15 protein-coding genes are annotated in these 18191 nt (G+C 67.2%); 6 read left to right on the top strand and 9 right to left on the bottom strand.

The genetic code is table 11. The features are described 5' to 3' along the window. Window positions 1–34: 34 nt before the first annotated feature. From HLG70_RS08145 to kdgD, 4 genes are all read right to left on the bottom strand, one after another. On the bottom strand, window positions 35–1144 hold the full coding sequence (locus HLG70_RS08145) for a M14 family metallopeptidase (RefSeq protein WP_171662263.1): 1110 nt from the start codon (window positions 1142–1144) through the stop codon (window positions 35–37). Between the two features lies 1 nt (window position 1145). After that, on the bottom strand, window positions 1146–2015 hold the full coding sequence (locus HLG70_RS08140) for a VOC family protein (RefSeq protein ID WP_171662264.1): 870 nt from the start codon (window positions 2013–2015) through the stop codon (window positions 1146–1148). A gap of 298 nt (window positions 2016–2313) precedes the next feature. Further along, on the bottom strand, window positions 2314–3897 hold the full coding sequence (locus HLG70_RS08135; protein WP_171662265.1) for an aldehyde dehydrogenase (NADP(+)): 1584 nt from the start codon (window positions 3895–3897) through the stop codon (window positions 2314–2316). A gap of 112 nt (window positions 3898–4009) precedes the next feature. After that, entirely contained in the window at window positions 4010–4924 is a 915-nt protein-coding gene (kdgD, locus tag HLG70_RS08130; RefSeq protein WP_171662266.1) for a 5-dehydro-4-deoxyglucarate dehydratase, read from the bottom strand. A 246-nt stretch (window positions 4925–5170) separates the two neighbouring features. On the opposite strand from kdgD, the gene garD reads away from it, so the two are divergent. The 5 genes from garD (at window position 5171) to HLG70_RS08105 (ending at window position 10664) form a co-directional block, all read left to right on the top strand. After that, a complete protein-coding gene (gene garD, locus HLG70_RS08125) occupies window positions 5171–6739 on the top strand; it encodes a galactarate dehydratase (protein WP_171662267.1) in 1569 nt (522 codons plus the stop codon). A 58-nt stretch (window positions 6740–6797) separates the two neighbouring features. Next, a complete protein-coding gene (locus tag HLG70_RS08120; RefSeq protein ID WP_171662268.1) occupies window positions 6798–7847 on the top strand; it encodes an SMP-30/gluconolactonase/LRE family protein in 1050 nt (349 codons plus the stop codon). Window positions 7848–7915: 68 nt separating this feature from the next. Then, entirely contained in the window at window positions 7916–8893 is a 978-nt protein-coding gene (locus HLG70_RS08115; protein ID WP_171662269.1) for a Bug family tripartite tricarboxylate transporter substrate binding protein, read from the top strand. An 86-nt stretch (window positions 8894–8979) separates the two neighbouring features. After that, a complete protein-coding gene (locus tag HLG70_RS08110; protein WP_234102999.1) occupies window positions 8980–9330 on the top strand; it encodes a hypothetical protein in 351 nt (116 codons plus the stop codon). Between the two features lie 140 nt (window positions 9331–9470). Beyond that, on the top strand, window positions 9471–10664 hold the full coding sequence (locus HLG70_RS08105) for a Fic family protein (protein WP_250157087.1): 1194 nt from the start codon (window positions 9471–9473) through the stop codon (window positions 10662–10664). A 1-nt stretch (window position 10665) separates the two neighbouring features. Here the strand turns inward: HLG70_RS08105 and HLG70_RS08100 are convergent, their stop codons facing one another. Continuing rightward, complete coding sequence (locus HLG70_RS08100; RefSeq protein WP_171662270.1) at window positions 10666–11610, bottom strand: LysR family transcriptional regulator; 945 nt, start codon at window positions 11608–11610, stop codon at window positions 10666–10668. Between the two features lie 131 nt (window positions 11611–11741). Here HLG70_RS08100 and HLG70_RS08095 point away from each other — a divergent pair, with 131 nt between their 5' ends. Beyond that, window positions 11742–13448 carry a thiamine pyrophosphate-dependent enzyme gene (locus tag HLG70_RS08095; RefSeq protein ID WP_171662271.1) on the top strand — a complete coding sequence of 569 codons (1707 nt, stop codon included), beginning with the start codon at window positions 11742–11744 and terminating at the stop codon, window positions 13446–13448. A gap of 37 nt (window positions 13449–13485) precedes the next feature. Here the strand turns inward: HLG70_RS08095 and HLG70_RS08090 are convergent, their stop codons facing one another. The 4 genes from HLG70_RS08090 to HLG70_RS08075 form a co-directional block, all read right to left on the bottom strand. Beyond that, the gene (locus HLG70_RS08090) at window positions 13486–14235 is read right to left on the bottom strand and encodes a class II aldolase/adducin family protein (RefSeq protein WP_171662272.1); all 750 of its coding nucleotides are present in this window, start codon (window positions 14233–14235) and stop codon (window positions 13486–13488) included. Between the two features lie 16 nt (window positions 14236–14251). Beyond that, entirely contained in the window at window positions 14252–15238 is a 987-nt protein-coding gene (locus tag HLG70_RS08085) for a Bug family tripartite tricarboxylate transporter substrate binding protein (protein WP_171662273.1), read from the bottom strand. Window positions 15239–15435: 197 nt separating this feature from the next. Further along, complete coding sequence (locus tag HLG70_RS08080; RefSeq protein WP_171662274.1) at window positions 15436–16935, bottom strand: aldehyde dehydrogenase; 1500 nt, start codon at window positions 16933–16935, stop codon at window positions 15436–15438. Then, window positions 16932–18182, bottom strand: a complete 1251-nt coding sequence (locus HLG70_RS08075) for a Zn-dependent hydrolase (protein WP_171662275.1) — start codon at window positions 18180–18182, stop codon at window positions 16932–16934. Before HLG70_RS08075 ends, HLG70_RS08080 begins: the two co-directional genes overlap by 4 nt. Window positions 18183–18191 lie beyond the last annotated feature (9 nt).

The raw sequence follows: 18191 nt of genomic DNA, 5'->3' as shown, positions 1-18191 counted from the left end.
CTGCCAGATAGAGTGAGGGTTGTCTTGGAAAAAATCACCAGCCGGCCACGCCGCTTATGGCCTGGCGCGTAATGTGCAGGCCATGCGCGACCACGCTGCGCCGCCACACGCTGGATACGGGAACGAAGGCGTCGACCAGGTCGGCTCGCAGCTGGGCGTCGCGCGCGGCGTCGGCCGCCAGCGGCGCCTTGAAGCGCAGCCACTGGTCCAGGCGCAGCGCGGGCCGCATCTGCAGGCCGCGCGTGCCGAACTCGACGACCGCGCCGGCCAGGGCGCGATTGCCCAGCGCCTGCTGCACGCCGCGGAACACCAGTCCCTGATAGTCGGGACGGGCCAGTCCATGCGGGCGCTGGTCGCGCACGCGTTCGGCGCCCCACCAGCTTGCGGCTTGCGCCTGCTCCGGGCTGCCCTCGTCGTTGAAGCACAGGAAGAAGGGCTCGCCGTATTCGCCGATGCCGGTGTGCCAGTCGATGAAGGCCACGCGCTCGCTGGCGGCCAGGTGCTCGTCGACGATGCGGCGCAGGGTGCGGTTGGACCATTCCGGGTTCTGGCCGCCATAGACCAGGCCGTCCGGGTGCGTGTACTGGCCGCTGGCGGTGACGTTGAACAGCACGTCCGCGCCATGCGTCTGCTTGAACTGTTCCAGCTCCCGGGCGCTCGCATCCAGCGTGGCCTCGGTCCATTCCTGCGGGATCAGGTGCGGGTGCAGCGTGGCGTAATGCGGATTGGCGGGGTAGGGACGCGTGTGGTCGACGAAATTGCGGTTCAGGTCGACATTGTTTTCGGTGGTGCGCGTGTCGTGCGCATAGCCATACGGATTCAGCGCATGCACCAGCACCACGTTGACGTCGTCCGGCAGCGCCCGTCCACCATCGGCATGCAGCCAGGCAAGCTGCACGGCCGATCCGGCCGCGCCTTCCAGGCCATGCGTGCCGCTGAGGGCAAGATGGGTGCGGGGCGCATCGCGGCGGCCCAGCACGGCGACGTCCACGCTCAGCGGCTCGCCTTGCGGGTCCTTCAGCGTGGGGTGCTCATGGCGGAACAGCGCCGCGCCGCGCCCGGCGGCCGCGGTCACGAAGGCCAGCCGCGCCGCCGCGTAGTCGCTGGCGAAGCAGTCCCAGTAATCAGGCAAGGTGTGGCTCATTTCAGGCCTCTTGCACGAAGACTTGCAGCGCGCCGCCCGCGTCGTCGGGCGACACCACCAGCTCGCCGCGCGTGTTGGCGCGGTAGTTCACCTGGTTGGCGTCGAACAGCGCGCGCGTCTTTGCCAGATCGCGGACGCCGATGACCGACCCCGCGAACCATCCGCCCTGGGCCGAGGCCGGCAGGCCGGCTGGCACGCGGACCCGGGGGTAGCGCTGTTCAATTGCGGCCGGCGTCAGGAAGTCGATGCGCAGGCTGCCGCGGCGCACCTGCAGGCCGCCATCGGGCAGTTCGCTGATGGCGATCGCGCCGAACACGCGTTCATAGCCGGCGCGCAGCGAGCGCGGTTCGGGGTGGACGGCGATCAGCGCCTCGATACGGCGCGCGCCGTTGGCGTGGTCCTGCCATTCGGGCCGGTAGACCAGATGACGCGTCAGGTGGCCGCAGGTGAAGAAATCCGGCACGCCAAGCAGGCCGGCGGGAAACTGGGTGTTGTTCCAGGCGGCGTCCTCGCTGCCTTCGGGCAGGTGCACGGGGCGGCCGCCGCTGACGGGCGGCTCGGCGTCGATGCCCAGGCGCGCCAGCTCGGCATGCACGGCCGTGCTGTCGGTCGTCTGCAGGGCGGTGGCCACCGGCCCTTCGTAGGCGTCGTCGAAGCCGCCAAAGCGCGACTGCGCTTTCAGCGTTTCGGGGAAGGTCAGCAGTTCAAGATAGTTCGCATCCAGGATGATGGTCTGGTTGCGCGTGCCGCGATGGTGCCGGCCTTGCGGCGCCAGGCTGAAGCCCAGCTTGACGTAGCGGTCGGTCGCCGCCTGCAGGTCGTTGACCCGGATGATGTAGTGGTCCAGGCCGGTGACTGAGGGGAGGGACATCGGTGTTCCTGTATGCGCTTTGGGAAAAACGCAGTCTGGCCGATGCGCCGTCGCGCTAGAACGATTGAATTCTCATGTCGATATCTGTTTTTTGATCGGCGGCCGCGAGAGCCCTGGCGGCATATCCAAATCACTAATGCGTGTTCAAGGGGGATTTGCCTGCCGGTGTGGCGTTCTGGTTCTTTCAGCAGGCGCCCCTCCTTAAGGGGGCCATTTTCGCTTTGAGGCGGCGCACCTTCGGAAGCCGCGCCGCAGCCCTCATCGAACGGGCTGCGGCGCGGCGTTTTGTGCTTGAGGCTCAGGCCGCCGACAGCGTGCCGTCGACCATGCGGGTCAGGCCCAGGGGATTGCCGCGCTTGACGCCGTCGGGCAGCAGCACGTCGGGCAGGTCCTGATAGCAGACCGGCCGCAGGAAGCGGCGGATGGCGGTTGCGCCCACCGACGTCGACGCCGGATTGGACGTGGCAGGGAAGGGGCCGCCATGCACCATGGCGTGGCTGACTTCGACGCCCGTCGGGTAGCCGTTGGCCAGGATGCGGCCGGCCTTGCGTTCCAGTACCGGCAGCAGGGCTTGCGCGAGCGCCACGTCCGCGTCGTCGACGAACAGGGTGGCGGTGAGCTGGCCTTCCAGATGCTCGGCCACGGCCTTCATCTGCGCGGCATCCTTGCAGGCCACGACCAGGGACGCCGGGCCGAACACCTCCGCTTCCAGTTCGCGCGAGGCCAGGAACTGATCGGCGTTGGCGCCGAACACCACGGCGCCCGCGGCGTTGCACGCGGGATTCGAGGGTTCGCCGCGTCCCACGGTGGAGACGCTGGCATGGCTGGCCAAGGCGTCCGCGCCTTGTTCATAGGCCGAGAAGATGCCCGGGGTCAGCATGGTGGCCGCTCCCTTGGCTTTCACGGCTTCGGCGGCCGCCTGGCGGAAGCGGTCCAGCGCGGGGCCTTCTATGCCGATCACCAGACCGGGGTTGGTGCAGAACTGGCCTACGCCCAGGGCCAGCGAATCGACGAACCCCCGGGCGATGGATTCCGCGCGGGCTTCCAAAGCAGCCGGCATCAGGAACACGGGGTTGATGCTGGACATTTCCGCATACACGGGAATCGGCACCGGGCGGGCATTGGCGGCGGCGACCAGCGCCAGGCCGCCCCGGCGCGAGCCGGTGAAGCCGACTGCCGTGATGGCGGGATGGATTGCCAGCGCCGTGCCGATTTCATTGCCTGCGCCGAACAGCAGCGAGAACGTACCTTCGGGCAGGCCGTGCTTGGAGACGGCTTGCTGGATTGCGCGGCCGACCATTTCGGACGTGCCGGGGTGGGCATTGTGCGCCTTGACGATGACGGGGCAGCCGGCGGCCAGCGCCGATGCCGTGTCGCCGCCGGCGACCGAAAACGCCAGCGGGAAGTTGCTGGCGCCGAACACGGCGACCGGGCCCAGCGGCACATTGGCCAGGCGCAGGTCCGCGCGCGGCAGGGGCTGGCGTTCGGGCAGCGCGGGGTCGATGGTGGCGTCCAGGAAATAGCCGTCGCGCACCACGCGGGCGAACAGGCGCAACTGGCCCACGGTGCGGCCGCGTTCGCCCTGCAGGCGCGCCAGCGGCAGGCCGGTCTCCTGGTGTGCGCGATCAATCAGCGCATCGCCCAGGGCCAGGATGCCCTCGGCGATGCTCTCAAGGAATTGCGCCCGCGTTTCCAGCGGCGCGGCGCGGTACGGGTCGAACGCGGCGCGGGCCAGTTCGGCCGCGCGCGCGACGTCTTCGGAGGAGCCGGCGGGATAGCCGGGTTCCAGGCGCGCGCCGGTGGCGGGATTGATGGCGTGCTGGGCAGCGCCCGCGCCCAGGACGGCGGTCGAGCCGATCAACATTTGGCCGGTCAGGTTCATGGTCATCTCCAAAAAGTGTGCGCTGGCCCTACGAGCGGGCTTCTCTGCCTCCGGACGGCCCGGGGACAAAAATGCCCCCGAATCGGGGGCAGGCGGTATCAATGCAGGCCGGTTACTGGGCGCCCGATTTCTTGATCAGGGCGTTGAGCATTTCCAGTTCTTCGCCGGTCAGGTCGGTGAGCGGGGCGCGCACGGGGCCGGCGTCGTGGCCGACCAGCTTGGCGCCGGCCTTGACGATGCTGACGGCATAGCCGGCCTTGCGGTTGCGGATTTCAAGGTAGGGCAGGAAGAAATCGTCGAGCAGGCGGTTGGTGGTGGCGCTGTCGCCGGCAGCGATGGCGCGGTAGAAGTCCATGGCCATCTTGGGCACGAAGTTGAACACGGCCGAGGAATAGACCGGCACGCCGAGTGCGCGATAGGCGGCGGCATAGACTTCGGCGGTGGGCAGGCCGCCCAGGTACGAGAAGCGGTCGCCCAGCTTGCGGCGGATGCGCACCATGGCTTCGATGTCGCCGATGCCGTCCTTGAAGCCGACCAGGTTGGGGCAGCGCTCGGCCAGCTGGGCCAGGCTGTCGGCCGACAGGCGGGATTGGGCGCGGTTGTAGACGATGACGCCGATCTTGACGGACTTGCAGACCTGTTCGACATAGGCGGCGATGCCGTCTTGCGAGGCTTCGGTCAGGTAGTGCGGCAGCAGCAGGATGCCCTTGGCGCCCTGGCGTTCGGCTTCCTGTGCGTAGGCGATGGCCGTGCGGGTGGGGCCGCCCGCACCCGCCAGGATGGGCACCTTGCCGGCGCAGGTCTGGACGGCGGTGCGGACGACGTCCGAGTATTCCTGGGGAGCCAGCGAGAAGAACTCGCCGGTGCCGCCGGCGGCGAACAGGGCGCTGGCGCCATAGGGAGCCAGCCATTCCAGGCGGGCCGCATAGCCCTTGGCGTTGAAATCGCCGTTCTGGTCGAAGTCGGTCACGGGGAAGGACAGCAAGCCTTCCGAAACGATGTCCTTGAGTTCCTGCGGAGTCGTCATGTTGCGCTCATCCCTAGATGGCCGTCGCAGGCGGAGGAAAGGTGCTGCGGACGGGATGTGGTGATAAAAGGTACGTCATCGTACAACATGAATCGTACGGATTCAACACGGGTTTCCCTATGGCGTATCCTGTTTACAAGGGGAAACCCGAAATTTATTTTTGATGTGGTTCAGCGATATTCTGTTGGTTGTACGATAACGTATCGGATGCCCGAAGGTGGCGTCCACCAGGCAAAAGGATTTTCCATGCAGGTAGCGGCAGAGCAGGCGCCAGTGCTGATCAAGATTCATCCCCAGGACAACGTGGCGATCGTCGCCAATGAAGGCGGGCTGGCCGCGGGCACGATCCTGCCCGACGGGCTGAAACTGCTGGATGCCGTGCCGCAGGGGCACAAGGTTGCCCTCGCGGACCTGGCCGAAGGCGATCCGGTCGTGCGCTACAACGTGGTCGTGGGCTTTGCGGGCAAGGCCTTGCCGCGCGGCAGCTGGATCAACGAACGCGTCACCACCATGCCGGCGGCGCGCACCTTGCAGGACCTCCCGGTTTCGACGCGCATCGCGCCGCTGCCGCCGCTCGAGGGCTACACGTTCGAGGGCTACCGCAACGCCGACGGCACGGTGGGCACGCGCAATATCCTCGCCATCACCACCACCGTGCAGTGTGTGCAGGGCGTGGTCGAGCACGCGGTCGCGCGCATCCGCCAGGAACTGCTGCCGCGTTACCCCAACGTGGACGACGTGGTCGGGCTTGAGCACACCTATGGCTGCGGCGTGGCGATCGACGCCCCCGGCGCGGCCATTCCGATCCGCACCCTGCACAACATCAGCCGCAACCCGAATTTCGGCGGAACGTCCATGGTGGTCAGCCTGGGCTGTGAAAAGCTGCAGCCGGACCGCCTGCTGGCGCCCAACGCCATCCCGATCCGGGCGGGCGAGGGCATGGGCGCCGACGGCGTGGACACCATCGTGCTGCAGGACGAAGAGAATATCGGCTTCGAATCCATGATCACGCTGATTATGCGCACGGCCGAACGCCACCTGCAGAAGCTGAATGCCCGCCGGCGCGAAACCTGCCCCGTGTCCGAGCTGACCGTGGGCGTGCAGTGCGGCGGCAGCGATGCGTTCTCCGGCGTCACCGCCAATCCGGCCGTGGGCTTTGCCACCGACCTGCTGGTGCGCGCGGGCGGCACCGTGATGTTCTCCGAGAACACCGAAGTGCGCGACGGCATCGACCAGCTGACCGCGCGCGCCGCCACGCCCGAAGTGGCCGATGCGCTCATCCGCGAAATGGCCTGGTACGACGAATACCTGCAACGCGGCATGGCCGACCGCAGCGCCAACACCAGCCCCGGCAACAAGAAGGGCGGCCTGTCGAACATCGTGGAAAAGGCCATGGGCTCGATCGTGAAGTCAGGCTCCTCGCCCATCCATGGGGTGCTGTCGCCCGGCGACCGGCTTACCCGCAAGGGCCTGATCTTCGCCGCCACGCCGGCCAGCGACTTCATCTGCGGCACGCTGCAGCTGGCCGCCGGCATGAACCTGCACATCTTCACCACCGGCCGCGGCACGCCCTACGGACTGGCCCAGGTGCCGGTGATCAAGGTCGCCACGCGCTCCAGCCTGGCGCGCCGCTGGCACGACCTGATGGATGTGGACGCCGGCGTCATCGCCACCGGCCAGGCCTCGATCGAGGACGTGGGCTGGGAACTGTTCCGCCTGATGCTGGATGTGGCCAGCGGCAAGCAACAGACCTGTGCGGAAAAGCTCAAGCTGCACAACGCCCTGGCGCTGTTCAACCCCGGTCCCGTGACCTGATGGCCGCCAGCGCCATTCCGTAGCCCCATCGCAAAAATACACAAAGAGGAGACAGCCGATGGAGATCGACCCCCTAGTCCAGCCCGGCCGGCGCCGGCTGCTGGGCGCCGCGCTTGCACTGGGACCCGCCAGCCTTGCGCAGGCGCAATCCTTCAGCTTTACCCCGCAGCAACGCTACCCGGATCCGTCGGTCCGGATCCTGGACCCGGAGTTTTCCAAGTACCGCATCTACAGCAGCAGCGTGGAGCAGCTGGCCACCGGCTTTCGCTGGCTGGAAGGCCCGGTCTGGGTGGGCGACGGTCGCTACCTGCTGGTGTCGGATATTCCCAACGACCGCATCCTGCGCTGGGACGAGACGACCGGCGCGATCAGCGTGTTCCGCCAGCCAGCCAATTTCAGCAACGGACTGGCGCGCGACCGCCAGGGGCGGCTGCTGGCCTGCGAACACCTGACTCGGCGCGTCACGCGCACCGAGTATGACGGCAGCATCACCGTGCTGGCCGACCGCTACGACGGCAAGCGCTTGAACTCGCCGAACGACATCGTCTGCCAGCGCAACGGCGCGGTCTGGTTCACCGACCCGCCGTTCGGCATCGGCGGGCACTGGGAAGGCGATAAAGCCACGCCCGAACTGCCGCACTCCGTCTACCGCATCGATCCGGCCGATGGCCGCGTGACGCTGGCGCTGGGCGACCTGGCCGGCCCCAACGGCCTGTGCTTTTCGCCGGACGAGAAGCGGCTTTACGTGGTCGAGTCCCGCCACCAGCCCAACCGCGTGGTCTGGGCCTATGACGTGGGCGCGGACGGAAGCTTGTCCGGCAAGCGCCTGCACATCGACGCCCAGGGCCCCGGCGCCATCGACGGCATCAAGTGCGACGAGGCCGGCAACCTGTGGTGCGGGTGGGGCAGCAACGGATCGCCGGACGCCAAGTCCGAAGAGCTGGACGGCGTGATGGTGTTCAACCCGGCCGGCAAGGCTATCGGCCACATCCGGCTGCCGGAACGCTGCGCCAACCTGTGCTTTGGCGGCGCCAAGCGCAACCGCCTGTTCATGGCCAGCAGCCATTCGCTCTATGCCCTGTACGTGGAGACTCGCGGCGCGGCATAGATACCCAACCGCGGCCGGGGGATGGCCGCGGGCAATTCAATATGCATATCAAACAGCGTGGAGACAGCATGAACCCGAGCAAGAGACAATTCCTGGGCAGCGCCGCGGCGCTCTGCCTGACGCCCCTGGTGCCGGCGTGGGCGCAATCGCCGGAGTGGCCGTCGCGGCCCGTGCGCATTGTCGTGCCTTACCCGCCCGGCGGTTCGTCGGACATCATCGCCCGGATCCTTGCGCCCCGCCTGGCCGAAGCGCTCAAGCAGACCGTGGTGGTCGAGAACAAGCCCGGCGCCAATGGCAATCTGGGCGCCGGCCTGGTGGTGCAGTCGGCGCAGGAAGGCCATACCGTGCTGTTGTGCGACGTGGGCGCGCTGGCGATCAGTCCGTCCGTCTACACCAAGCTGACCTTCGATCCGTCCAAGGACCTGCGCGCCGTGGGCATGCTGGCCTATTCGCCGCACGTGCTGGCGGTGCATCCGGACGTGCCGGCCAAGACCGTGGAAGAGCTGGTCGCGCTGTCCAAAAAGCAGCGCCTGAACTTCGCGGTCACGGCGATCGGCAGCGCGCCGCATCTGGCCGCCGTGGCCGTCCAGCAAGCCACCGGCGCCCAGTGGGAATACGTGCCGTACAAGGGCGGCTCGCAGGCAGTGACCGACACGATAGGCGGGCAGACGCAGATCATCATGAACGGCCTGCTGGCGACGCTGCCGCACATCAAGGCCGGCAAGCTGCGGCCGATCGCGATTTCCAAGAAAGAGCGCATGCAGCTGGTGCCGGACATCCCCACCATCTCGGAACAGGGCGTGGCCGGCTTCGAGTCGGGCACCTGGCAGGGCGTGATGGCGCCCGTCACCATGACCGATCCGGTCGCCGTCCGCCTGGCCACGCTGATGGCGCAGATCGTCAGCCAGCCCGATGTCACGGCGCAGTTGAACGAGCAGGGCGCCGAGATCGTCACCCGCAACCCGGCCGAGCTCTCCCAGTTCTTCAACGGCGAGCGCGCGCGCTGGGCCAAGGTGGTGCAAAGCGCCGATATCCGCCTGGATTGATCCTGGCGGCCGTGCCATTCCCCGCCTTGCGAGGGGCGGGGGATGGGCGCACACTGGGGCTGGAACAGTCCAGGTGGAGCGTAGCGATGAAATCCCTGATCGCCGTGGCGGCAGTGGCGGCATTGGCCAGCTGGCCGGCGCTGGCGCGGGACGCGCTGCCCACGGTGCCGCAGCCGCCCCCATCCGCGCGCACCTTGCCGGATGCCTGCCTGGGCACATCCTGTCCGAAGATGGTGGACCCGGGAAAGATCAACCGGGATTGCCTGGGGACCTCATGCCCCGGAACCCGCTACCCGCCCGCCGGAACCTCTCCGGGTCAATCCCCGGGCCAATCCGGCCTGAAAGGTCCGGCGCGGCCCTGGCTGCCCCCCATCCCGCCACGCCCCGGCCAGCCGCCCGTCGGCCCGCTGACGCCGGCTCCGGCGCTGCCGCGCTAGGCGGGGGATCGGGATAAACCGGCAAACAAACCGGAAAACAAACCGGAAAATAAACCGGAAAATAAACCGGCAAATTAAATCCATAAAAGTAGAGTTTTTCCAAGAAAATTACATTATTATCAATGCATTGTTCTTGGAATTTGCCGGAATTTAAACCGGCAAATAAGTTCATAAAAATGTACGAATTCCCCCATCAGTTCTTGCCGCTGCTGCCTGCAGACCACCTGCTGCAAACCTATCGTGAACGCGCGTCGGCCGTCGTGAACCAAGCGGCCGAGTTAGGGGGGCAAGCGCATCCCGTTACGCGCGAGGCGTTGCGTGAGTTGCTTCGGAGCATGAATTCCTACTACAGCAACAGGATAGAAGGGCAGAGCACGACGCCGAAGAATATCGATGCCGCCTTGAATCAGAACTTTTCCGACAGACCGGAAATTGCGCAGTTGCAGCGTATTGCCGTGGCCCACATAGAAGCCGAACGGGAGGTTGAGAGGCAGGCCGTATCGGTTTGGCCTCTAGACGCAAAGTTCATCAAGATCGCCCACGGCGCGCTCTATGGCCGTCTTGCTCCTGCTGACCGCACGACCAAAGATGGACTGGTTGTTGCACCAGCCGCGCTTCGGGAGATGGACGTGATGGTTGGTCGCCACCGTCCGCCCGCGTGGCAGTCGCTTCCGCAATTCATGGATGTTTTCACTGAACACTATGCAAGTCCGCGATCAACGGACTCGCAGCTCATCGCCATCGCTTGCGCGCATCACCGCATGGCCTGGATGCATCCCTTTGTGGATGGCAATGGGCGTGCCACCCGTCTGCAAACGCACGCGGCTATGGTGCCCATAACCAAAGGACTATGGTCGGTCAATCGAGGTCTGGCCAGGAGCGTGCACCAATACTACGATCACCTCGCCGCCGCTGACGCGCCTCGTCAAGGAGACCTGGACGGCCGGGGCAACCTGACGCAGAAAGGGCTCATCCAGTGGGTCGATTACTTTCTGCGCGTCTGCGAAGACCAGGTGGCGTACATGTCGGAAATGCTGGCGTTGGATTCGATGAAGGCGAAGATCAAGGCAGCTGTCCAAATCGAAGCGGCCAAGGGACTGTTGCGGGAAGAGGTCGCTCTGCCCATCTACCACTTGTTCGCGGCAGGACCAACTACTCGGGGCGAATTCATCCAGATGACCGGCTTGGGCGAGCGCACAGGCCGGTCCGCCTTGTCGGCGGCGTTGAAATGCGGGCTGGTCGCTTCCGAGACGTCGCGAGCGCCGGTCCGATTCGGGTTCCCTCTTGCATCCTTGTCGGTGCTCTTGCCGGCCCTGTACGGCGTCGGCGAGTAGTTCAGTCTGATGTCACCCTCAACGCAGACCGATAAGGCTCGGCCTGAGTCATTTCTCCCAGCACCTCTCGCAATATCCCTTGCACGATCTTCACGGCCTGGGTCAACGGGCGACTGGAGGCGGTGGCCACCATCAAGCGGGTGGACAGGCCTGGATGGACGATTTTGCGGGCGATCAGCTTGCCGGAGGCGACTTCGTTGATGACGGCGGGCAGGCCCAGCACGGTGTGAGCGAGGCCCTGGACGACAATTTCCTTCATCAGTTCCAGCGCATCCATTTCAAACGCCACGTGCAGCGGCATGTCCGCCTGCGTGGCGGCATGTTCCAGCGTGCGGCGCAGGCCGTGGTTGCGGGTCGGCAGCACCAGCGGCAGATCGCGCAGCTGGTTGAATCCGATGGACGGCATGGCTCGGGCGGCGGGTGACAGGTTTTGGGGCGGAGAAACCAGGGCCAAGTCCAGTTCGGCCAAGGGGGCCACCGCGATGTGCTGAGAGCGTCGCGCATCATGCAGCACGGCGATGTCGACCCGGGCGTTGGTCAGCCACTCGTGCACATAACCGCTGTAGCCGGTGATGATGTTGAGCTGGATGCGCGGGTGCCGCTTCCAGACCTCGGCCACCAACCGCATTCCTACCATGTGACAGAGCGTCGGCGTGAGCCCCAGCATGACCTGGCCGGAGGGCGATTTCTGATCGTCGTGGAATTCCGTAACCACGTGATCCATCTGGCGCAGCAGCGGCCGCAGCCGGTCCAGCAGCTTTTCGCCGTCGGGCGTAAGCGATACGCCGCGCCCGTTGCGGTAGAGCAGGGCGCAGCCGCATTCGTCTTCCAGTTTCCTGACTTGCCGGCCAAGCGCCGACTGGGCGATGCCAAGCACCGATGCGGCTTTGGAGAAGCTGCCCTGATCGGCGACGTGGATCAGGTTTTCGATCTTGCGTAGGTCCATCCCGGGTCCGTGGCGGACGGCGCGCGCCGCTGTCTCTTTCTTGTATATCTGATAGCCAGAGTATGCCTAGTTGGCCTGCCGTTGCCAATCTAGAATTCCCTCGACCTTTGCAGCCAGAGACGCCGCCGCCCATGACTTCTTCCGCCGACCTCAACACCTCCGCGCACGCGCTGCTCGGGATATTTGCCGCCAACGCCATCGACCGCGTGTTCGTCGTGCCGGGCGAAAGCTATCTGGGCGTGCTGGACGCGCTCCATGATTTTCCCGGCATCGACGTGGTGACCTGCCGACACGAGGGCGGCGCGGCCTTCATGGCGGGGGCCGACGCCCGGCTGACGGGCCGCCCGGGCGTGGCGATGGTGTCGCGCGGTCCTGGCGCAGCCAACGCTTCCATCGGCGTGCACGCGGCGCAGCAGGATGGCGTGCCGATGATTCTGCTGATCGGACAGGTGCCCAGAAAGGACGTGCGCAAGGAGGCATTCCAGGAAATCGATTACCAGAAGATGTTCGGCTCGATGGCCAAGTGGGTGGTCGAGGTGACGGCGCCCGAAGAACTGGCGGCGGCCGCCTTCAAGGCCATCCGGGTGGCGATGTCGGGCACGCCCGGACCCGTGGTCATGGTGGTGCCCGAGGACGTGCAGCAGGCGCCGGTGACGCAGCCCGGCTGGGTCGCTACGCCGGAATGTCCGGCGCAGCCCGCGGCCCGGACGCTGGACCAGATTCATGCCTTGCTGGCCCGTGCGCGCAGGCCGTTGATCATCGCCGGGGGGGCGTTCGACCGGCCGGGCGGGCGCGAGGCGCTGCGCCGCCTGGCCGAGCGGCACACGATCCCGGTGGCCGTATCGTTTCGCCAGCACGACATCTTTCCCAACACGCATGCCCTGTACGCCGGGGATTTGGACCTGGCGACGCAGGCGGCGCAGGTGTCCGCGTTGGATTCCAGCGATCTGATCCTGGCGCTGGGCACGCGCCTGGGCGACATCACGACGCAGGGCTATGCCTTTCCCGCCCATCCCAGGCCCTCGCAGACCCTGGTGCATTGCTACGCCGACCCGCACATCGTGAACCAGCACTTCGCCGCGGACGTGGGGGTGGTGGCGGATCCGGCCGCTACCGCGGGCGCGCTGGCCGACCTGCCAGGGACGGGACAGGGCCTGGCGCGGGGGGATTGGGCGGCCTCGCTGCGCGCCATCCGCCAATGCGCGGCGGCATGGCCCGATCTGGCGGCCGGCGACCCGGCGGCCGATGACGGCGTGCCTTTCGTGGCGGTGGTGCGGGCGCTGGCGGCGCAAGCGCCCGCCGACGTGGCGATATGCCTGGACGCGGGCACCTTCGCGGCGCCGGTGTACCGCCACTTTCCGTTCGTCCATCCGCAGCGGCTGATGGCGTCGCAATCCGGCGCCATGGGCTACGGCACCCCCTCCGCGATCGCGGCGCAGCTGCGCGACCCGTGTCGCAAAGTGGTGTGCATGGTGGGCGATGGTGGCTTCATGATGACCGGCAACGAGATGGCGGTGGCGGCCGAGCGCGGCCTGCCCATCCTGTTCATTGTGTCCAACAACAACTGCTATGGGTCCATCCGCCTGCACCAGGCGCGCACCTATCCGGGCCGATACGTGGGCACGAACCTGGCCAGCCCGGATTTCACGATGATGGCGCGCGCCTTTGGCGTGCAGGGCGAGTATCTGACGAGGACTGATCAGCTGGTTGGGGCCATCGCGCGCGGCCTGGCTTCGGATGCGCCATACCTGCTGGAAGTCCGCACCAGTCTGGCGGCTATCCTGCCGCCGGGCGTGGGCCATGTGGCGGGCAAGGACCTGCTGGCGCGCGGCGACTGACAGCGATGCGCGCCGCCCGGCATCCGGGCGGCGGCGTTCAGCTCTTGTAGCCCGGATCTTTGCGGTCCATCAGCCGCAGCATGGCGGGCCATTCCAACTCGCCGAACGGACGGCGCGTGGCGGGCTGGTACAGGTGCCAGGTCTTTTCGATTACCTCCGGCGGCGGCAGGCAGAGTTCGCGGTTGGCGCTCAGGGCGTCGACCTGCGCCTTGCAGGCCATTTCCAGCCAGTACAGCGTGTTGAACGCCTGGGCGATGCTGGGCCCCGCGGCCAACAGGCCGTGGTTGCGCAGGATCATCGCCTCGGACGTACCGAGGTCGCGCACCAGGCGCGCGCGTTCGTCCAGGTCGATGGCCACGCTTTCGTAGTCGTGGTAGGGAATCCTGGCAAAGCGCATCGCGGTCTGCGTCAGCGGCAGCAAGCCGCATTTCAGCGCCGACACTGCCATGCCGGCGCGCGTGTGGGTATGAATCACGCATTGGACATCGTGGCGCGCGCCATGCACCGCGCTATGGATCACATAGCCGGCGGCATTGATCCCGTAGCTGGAAGGCTGGCTGAGAATGTTGCCGGCCAGGTCGATCCTGACCAGGCTGGACGCGGTGATTTCGTCATACATCATGCCGTAGGGGTTGATCAGCAGTTGGTTGTCCGTTCCGGGTATGCGTGCGGTGATGTGGTTGTAGATCAGGTCGCTCATGCCGAAATGCGACACCAGGCGGTAGCAGGCAGCCAGCTGGACGCGGGTGTCCCATTCCTGGGCGCTCATGTCTGAAGGGGCGTGCATGGTTGTCGGATCCTGTTCAGTCGGTGGCTTTTACATTGAATTCGCGGACGACTTTGCCCCACGAATCGTATTCGGACTTCATCATGGCGCCGAAGCTGGCGGGCGATGCAGTGGTGCGGACCTGGGCGCCAATATCCGCCAGCTTGTCGCGCACGGCCGGATCGGCCAGTACTGCGTTCATTTCCCGGGCCAGCCTGTCCTGGATGGCTGGGGGAATGCCGGCGGGGGCGATCAGGCCCAGCCAGGCGCCCATGTCGAATCCCGCAAAGCCTTGCTCGGCCACGGTGGGCACGTCCGGCAGCGTGGATACGCGTTCCGTGGTGCTGACGGCCAGTGCCTTGAGCCGGCCCGCCTTCACCATGGCCAGCGAAGACACCATAGTGTCGAACGTGGCATAGGTGCGCCCACCGACGATGTCCGTCTGCGCCTGGCTACTGCCTTTGTACGGCACGTGGACCATGGCGGCGCCAGCCTTGGACAGCAACACCGCTGTCACCAGGTGGCTGGTCGTACCGATGCCCGTGGTGGCGTAGGTGTATTGGCCAGGCTTGGCCTTCACTGCGGCCAGGAACTCGGTCAGGTTGCGCGCCGGGTTGTCGGGGCTGACGACGAACAGGTACGGCAGCCAGGTAATCAGGCCGATGGGAGCGAAGTCCTTGCGCGCGTCGTAGTTCAGGTTGGGATAGACGTGCGGGTTGATCGCCTGTGGGGCGGAGGCGCCGATCATCAGCGTGTAGCCGTCGGGCCTGGCGCGGGCGCCCAGGCCGGCGGCGATGGAGCCGCCCGCGCCAGGCTTGTTTTCGACGATGAACTGCTGGCCCATGCGCTGGGCCAGGCGCTCGCCGAGCATCCGCGCCACGGTGTCGGTCGCCGTGCCTGGCGGAAAACCGACCAGGATCGTGACCGGTTTGGCGGGATAGGGCGCCTCCTGGGCCTGCACGGCGGCACCGGCTGCCGAAAACGTGGCGGCCAGCGCCAGGGCCAGCGTTGTTGCGTATCGCATCTTTGTCTCTCCAGTCATGGTTCCGATGGCGGGAGAGCGCTTGCGCCGGCCCGCATCGGGGCCGGCTCCTCAACCGGGCCCGATGCCTTCCACGGTCGCACACGGGGCGGGTGGCTTCAATGACGCGGCGGGCCAAGCAGATAGCGCGAAACGGCATAGACGGGGGAGGGGCAGGCGCGGCCTGGCCGCGCCGCGCCTCAAACCGTCAGGCTGATCCAGGTGGTCTTCAGGTCCGAGTACTTGTCCAGCGCATGCAGCGACTTGTCGCGTCCGAAGCCCGATTGCTTGACGCCGCCAAACGGCACGGAGATGTCGCCATCGGCGTAGCAATTGACCCAGACCAGCCCCGCCCGCAGCCGGCGGGACAGGCGGTGGGCCCGGGACAGGTTCGCGGTCCACAGCCCCGCGCCCAGCCCGTAGACCGAATCGTTGGCCAGCCGGATCGCGTCGTCCTCCGTGCCGAAACGCTGGGCGGCCAGCACCGGGCCGAAGATCTCCTCGCGCACCAGGGAGCTGTCCTGGCTGGCGCAATCGAAGATGGTGGGCTCGATGTAGTAGCCGCCCGTCGCATTCCGGGCCTGGCTGCCGCCCAGGCGCAGGCTTGCGCCTTCCGCCTTGCCCGCGGCGATGCGATCCAGCACGCCGCGCATCTGCCGTTCGTCCACCATCGCGCCCATGGCGGTGGCCGGGTCCAGGGGATCGCCGGGCTGGAGCCCGATGGCGCATGCCGCCACCTTCTCCATGAAGGCGTCGTAGATGCCGTCCTGCACATACAGCCGCGAGCCCGCGATGCAGACTTCGCCCTGGTTCGAGAAGATCGCCAGCGCGGCCGCCTGGGCGGCGCGGTCCAGGTCGGGGCAGTCGTCAAAGACGATATGCGGCGACTTGCCGCCGCATTCCAGCCAGACGCGCTTGAGGTTCGACTGGCCCGAATACTCCATGAAGCGCTTGCCGGTGGCGGTGGATCCGGTAAACGCAATGCAATCCACGTCCGGATGCCGTCCCAGGGCCTGGCCGGCCACCGCGCCCAGGCCGGGCGCCACGTTGAAGACGCCGGCCGGAATGCCGGCCTCTTCGGCCAGCGCGGCCAGCCTGATGGCCGACAGCGAGGCCTGCTCCGCCGGCTTGAGGATCACGCTGTTGCCGGCGGCCAGCGCCGGGGCCACCTTCCACGCCGCCATCATCAGCGGGTAGTTCCAGGGCACCACCGCGGCCACCACGCCCAGGGCTTCGCGGGTGATCGTGGCCAGGGCATCGGGCCCGGTCGGCGCGATCTCGTCGTAGATCTTGTCGATGGCCTCGGCGTACCAGGCGTAGCAGCGCGCGGTTTCCGGGAGGTCGAAGGCCAGCGCGTCGCGTATCGGCTTGCCCATGTCCAGTGTTTCCAGCAGCGCCAGTTCTTCGCGGTGGGCGTCGATCAGGGCCGCCAGGCGCAGCAGGCGCTCCTTGCGCTGGCGCGGGGCCAGCCCGCTCCAGACGCCGGCCTCGAAGGCGCGGCGGGCGGCCTGGACCGCCCGGTCCACGTCGGCGGGTCCGCAGGCGGCCACCTCGGCCAGCTTGCGGCCGTCGATGGGGCTGGTGGCGGTGAAGGTGGCGCCATCGGTGGCGTCGCAATAGGCGCCGTCGATATAGGCCTGGCCGCGAATGACCAGGGCGGCGGCGCGGGTGCGCCAGTAGGCGGCGTCGCGCGCGCTCATGGCCGCGCCTGCGTGTCGTTGGCGCGCGCCACCATGGCGTCGAGCAGCACGTTGCAGCCGGCCTCCAGGTCGGCGGGCTTGGCGTCCTCGATCTCGTTGTGGCTGATGCCGTCCTTGCAGGGCACGAAGATCATGGCGGTGGGCGTGACGCTGGCCATGTAGACGGCGTCGTGGCCGGCGCCCGTGACGATGTCCATGGCGGCAAGGCCGCGGCGGGCGGCGCCGTCGCGCACCTTGCCCACCAGATCAAGGTCGAACGGCGTGGGCGGGAAGTACTGCACCTGCTTGACGTCCACGGTCACCCCATGGCGTTCGGCTATGTCCGCGCAGGCAGCCAGCCAGCGCTCGTCCATGCCGGCAAGCGTTGCTTCGTCTTCATGCCGCAGGTCGACCGTGAAGCGCACCTGGCCCGGAATGACGTTGCGCGATCCCGGGTGGGCGTGGATCTCGCCCACGGTGCCGCGTCCGTGGGGCTGGTTGTCGTTGGCGATGCCCACCACCGCCTGGAGCAGGAAGCTGGCGGCGTACAGCGCGTCGCGCCGGATCGGCATCGGGGTCGGGCCGGCGTGCATTTCCATGCCGGTCAGGACCACGTCGTACCAGCGCACCCCCAGCGAACCCGTCACCACCCCGACGACCTTCTCCTCGTGCTCCAGGATGGGGCCCTGTTCGATATGGGCCTCGAAGTACGCGCCCACCGGCCGGCCGCCGACCGGATCCGCGCCGGCGTAGTCGATGGCGACCAGCTCGTCGGCCACCGACTTGCCGTCGTGGTCGCGGGCGGCAAGCGCCACTTCCAGCGGGAACTTGCCCGCGAATACGCCGGAGCCCATCATCACCGGCAGGAAGCGCGAACCTTCCTCGTTGGTCCAGATGGCGACCTCGAGCGGCGCCTCGGTGACGATGCCATGGTCGTTCAGACTGCGCATGACCTCCAGGCCCGCCAGCACGCCGTAGCAGCCGTCGAACCTGCCGCCCGTGGGCTGGGTGTCGATATGGCTGCCCGTCATGACGGGCGGCAGGTCATTGTCGCGGCCGGCGCGGCGCGCGAAGATGTTGCCTACCTGGTCAACCCGGACCGTCATGCCTGCCTCGCGCATCCAGCCGGTGACCAGGTCGCGGCCCTGGCCGTCCAGCGCCGTCAGCGCCAGCCGGCAGTTGCCGCCCTTGGGGGTGGCGCCGATGCGCGCCAGGTCCATCAGCGACTGCCACAGCCGCTGTCCGTTGATAGAGATAGTCGTCGTCATGTGAAAGTA

This window comes from Achromobacter deleyi, from assembly GCF_013116765.2.
GTDB lineage: Bacteria > Pseudomonadota > Gammaproteobacteria > Burkholderiales > Burkholderiaceae_B > Achromobacter > Achromobacter deleyi_A.
This window is presented reverse-complemented; position numbering and strand designations above follow the sequence as displayed.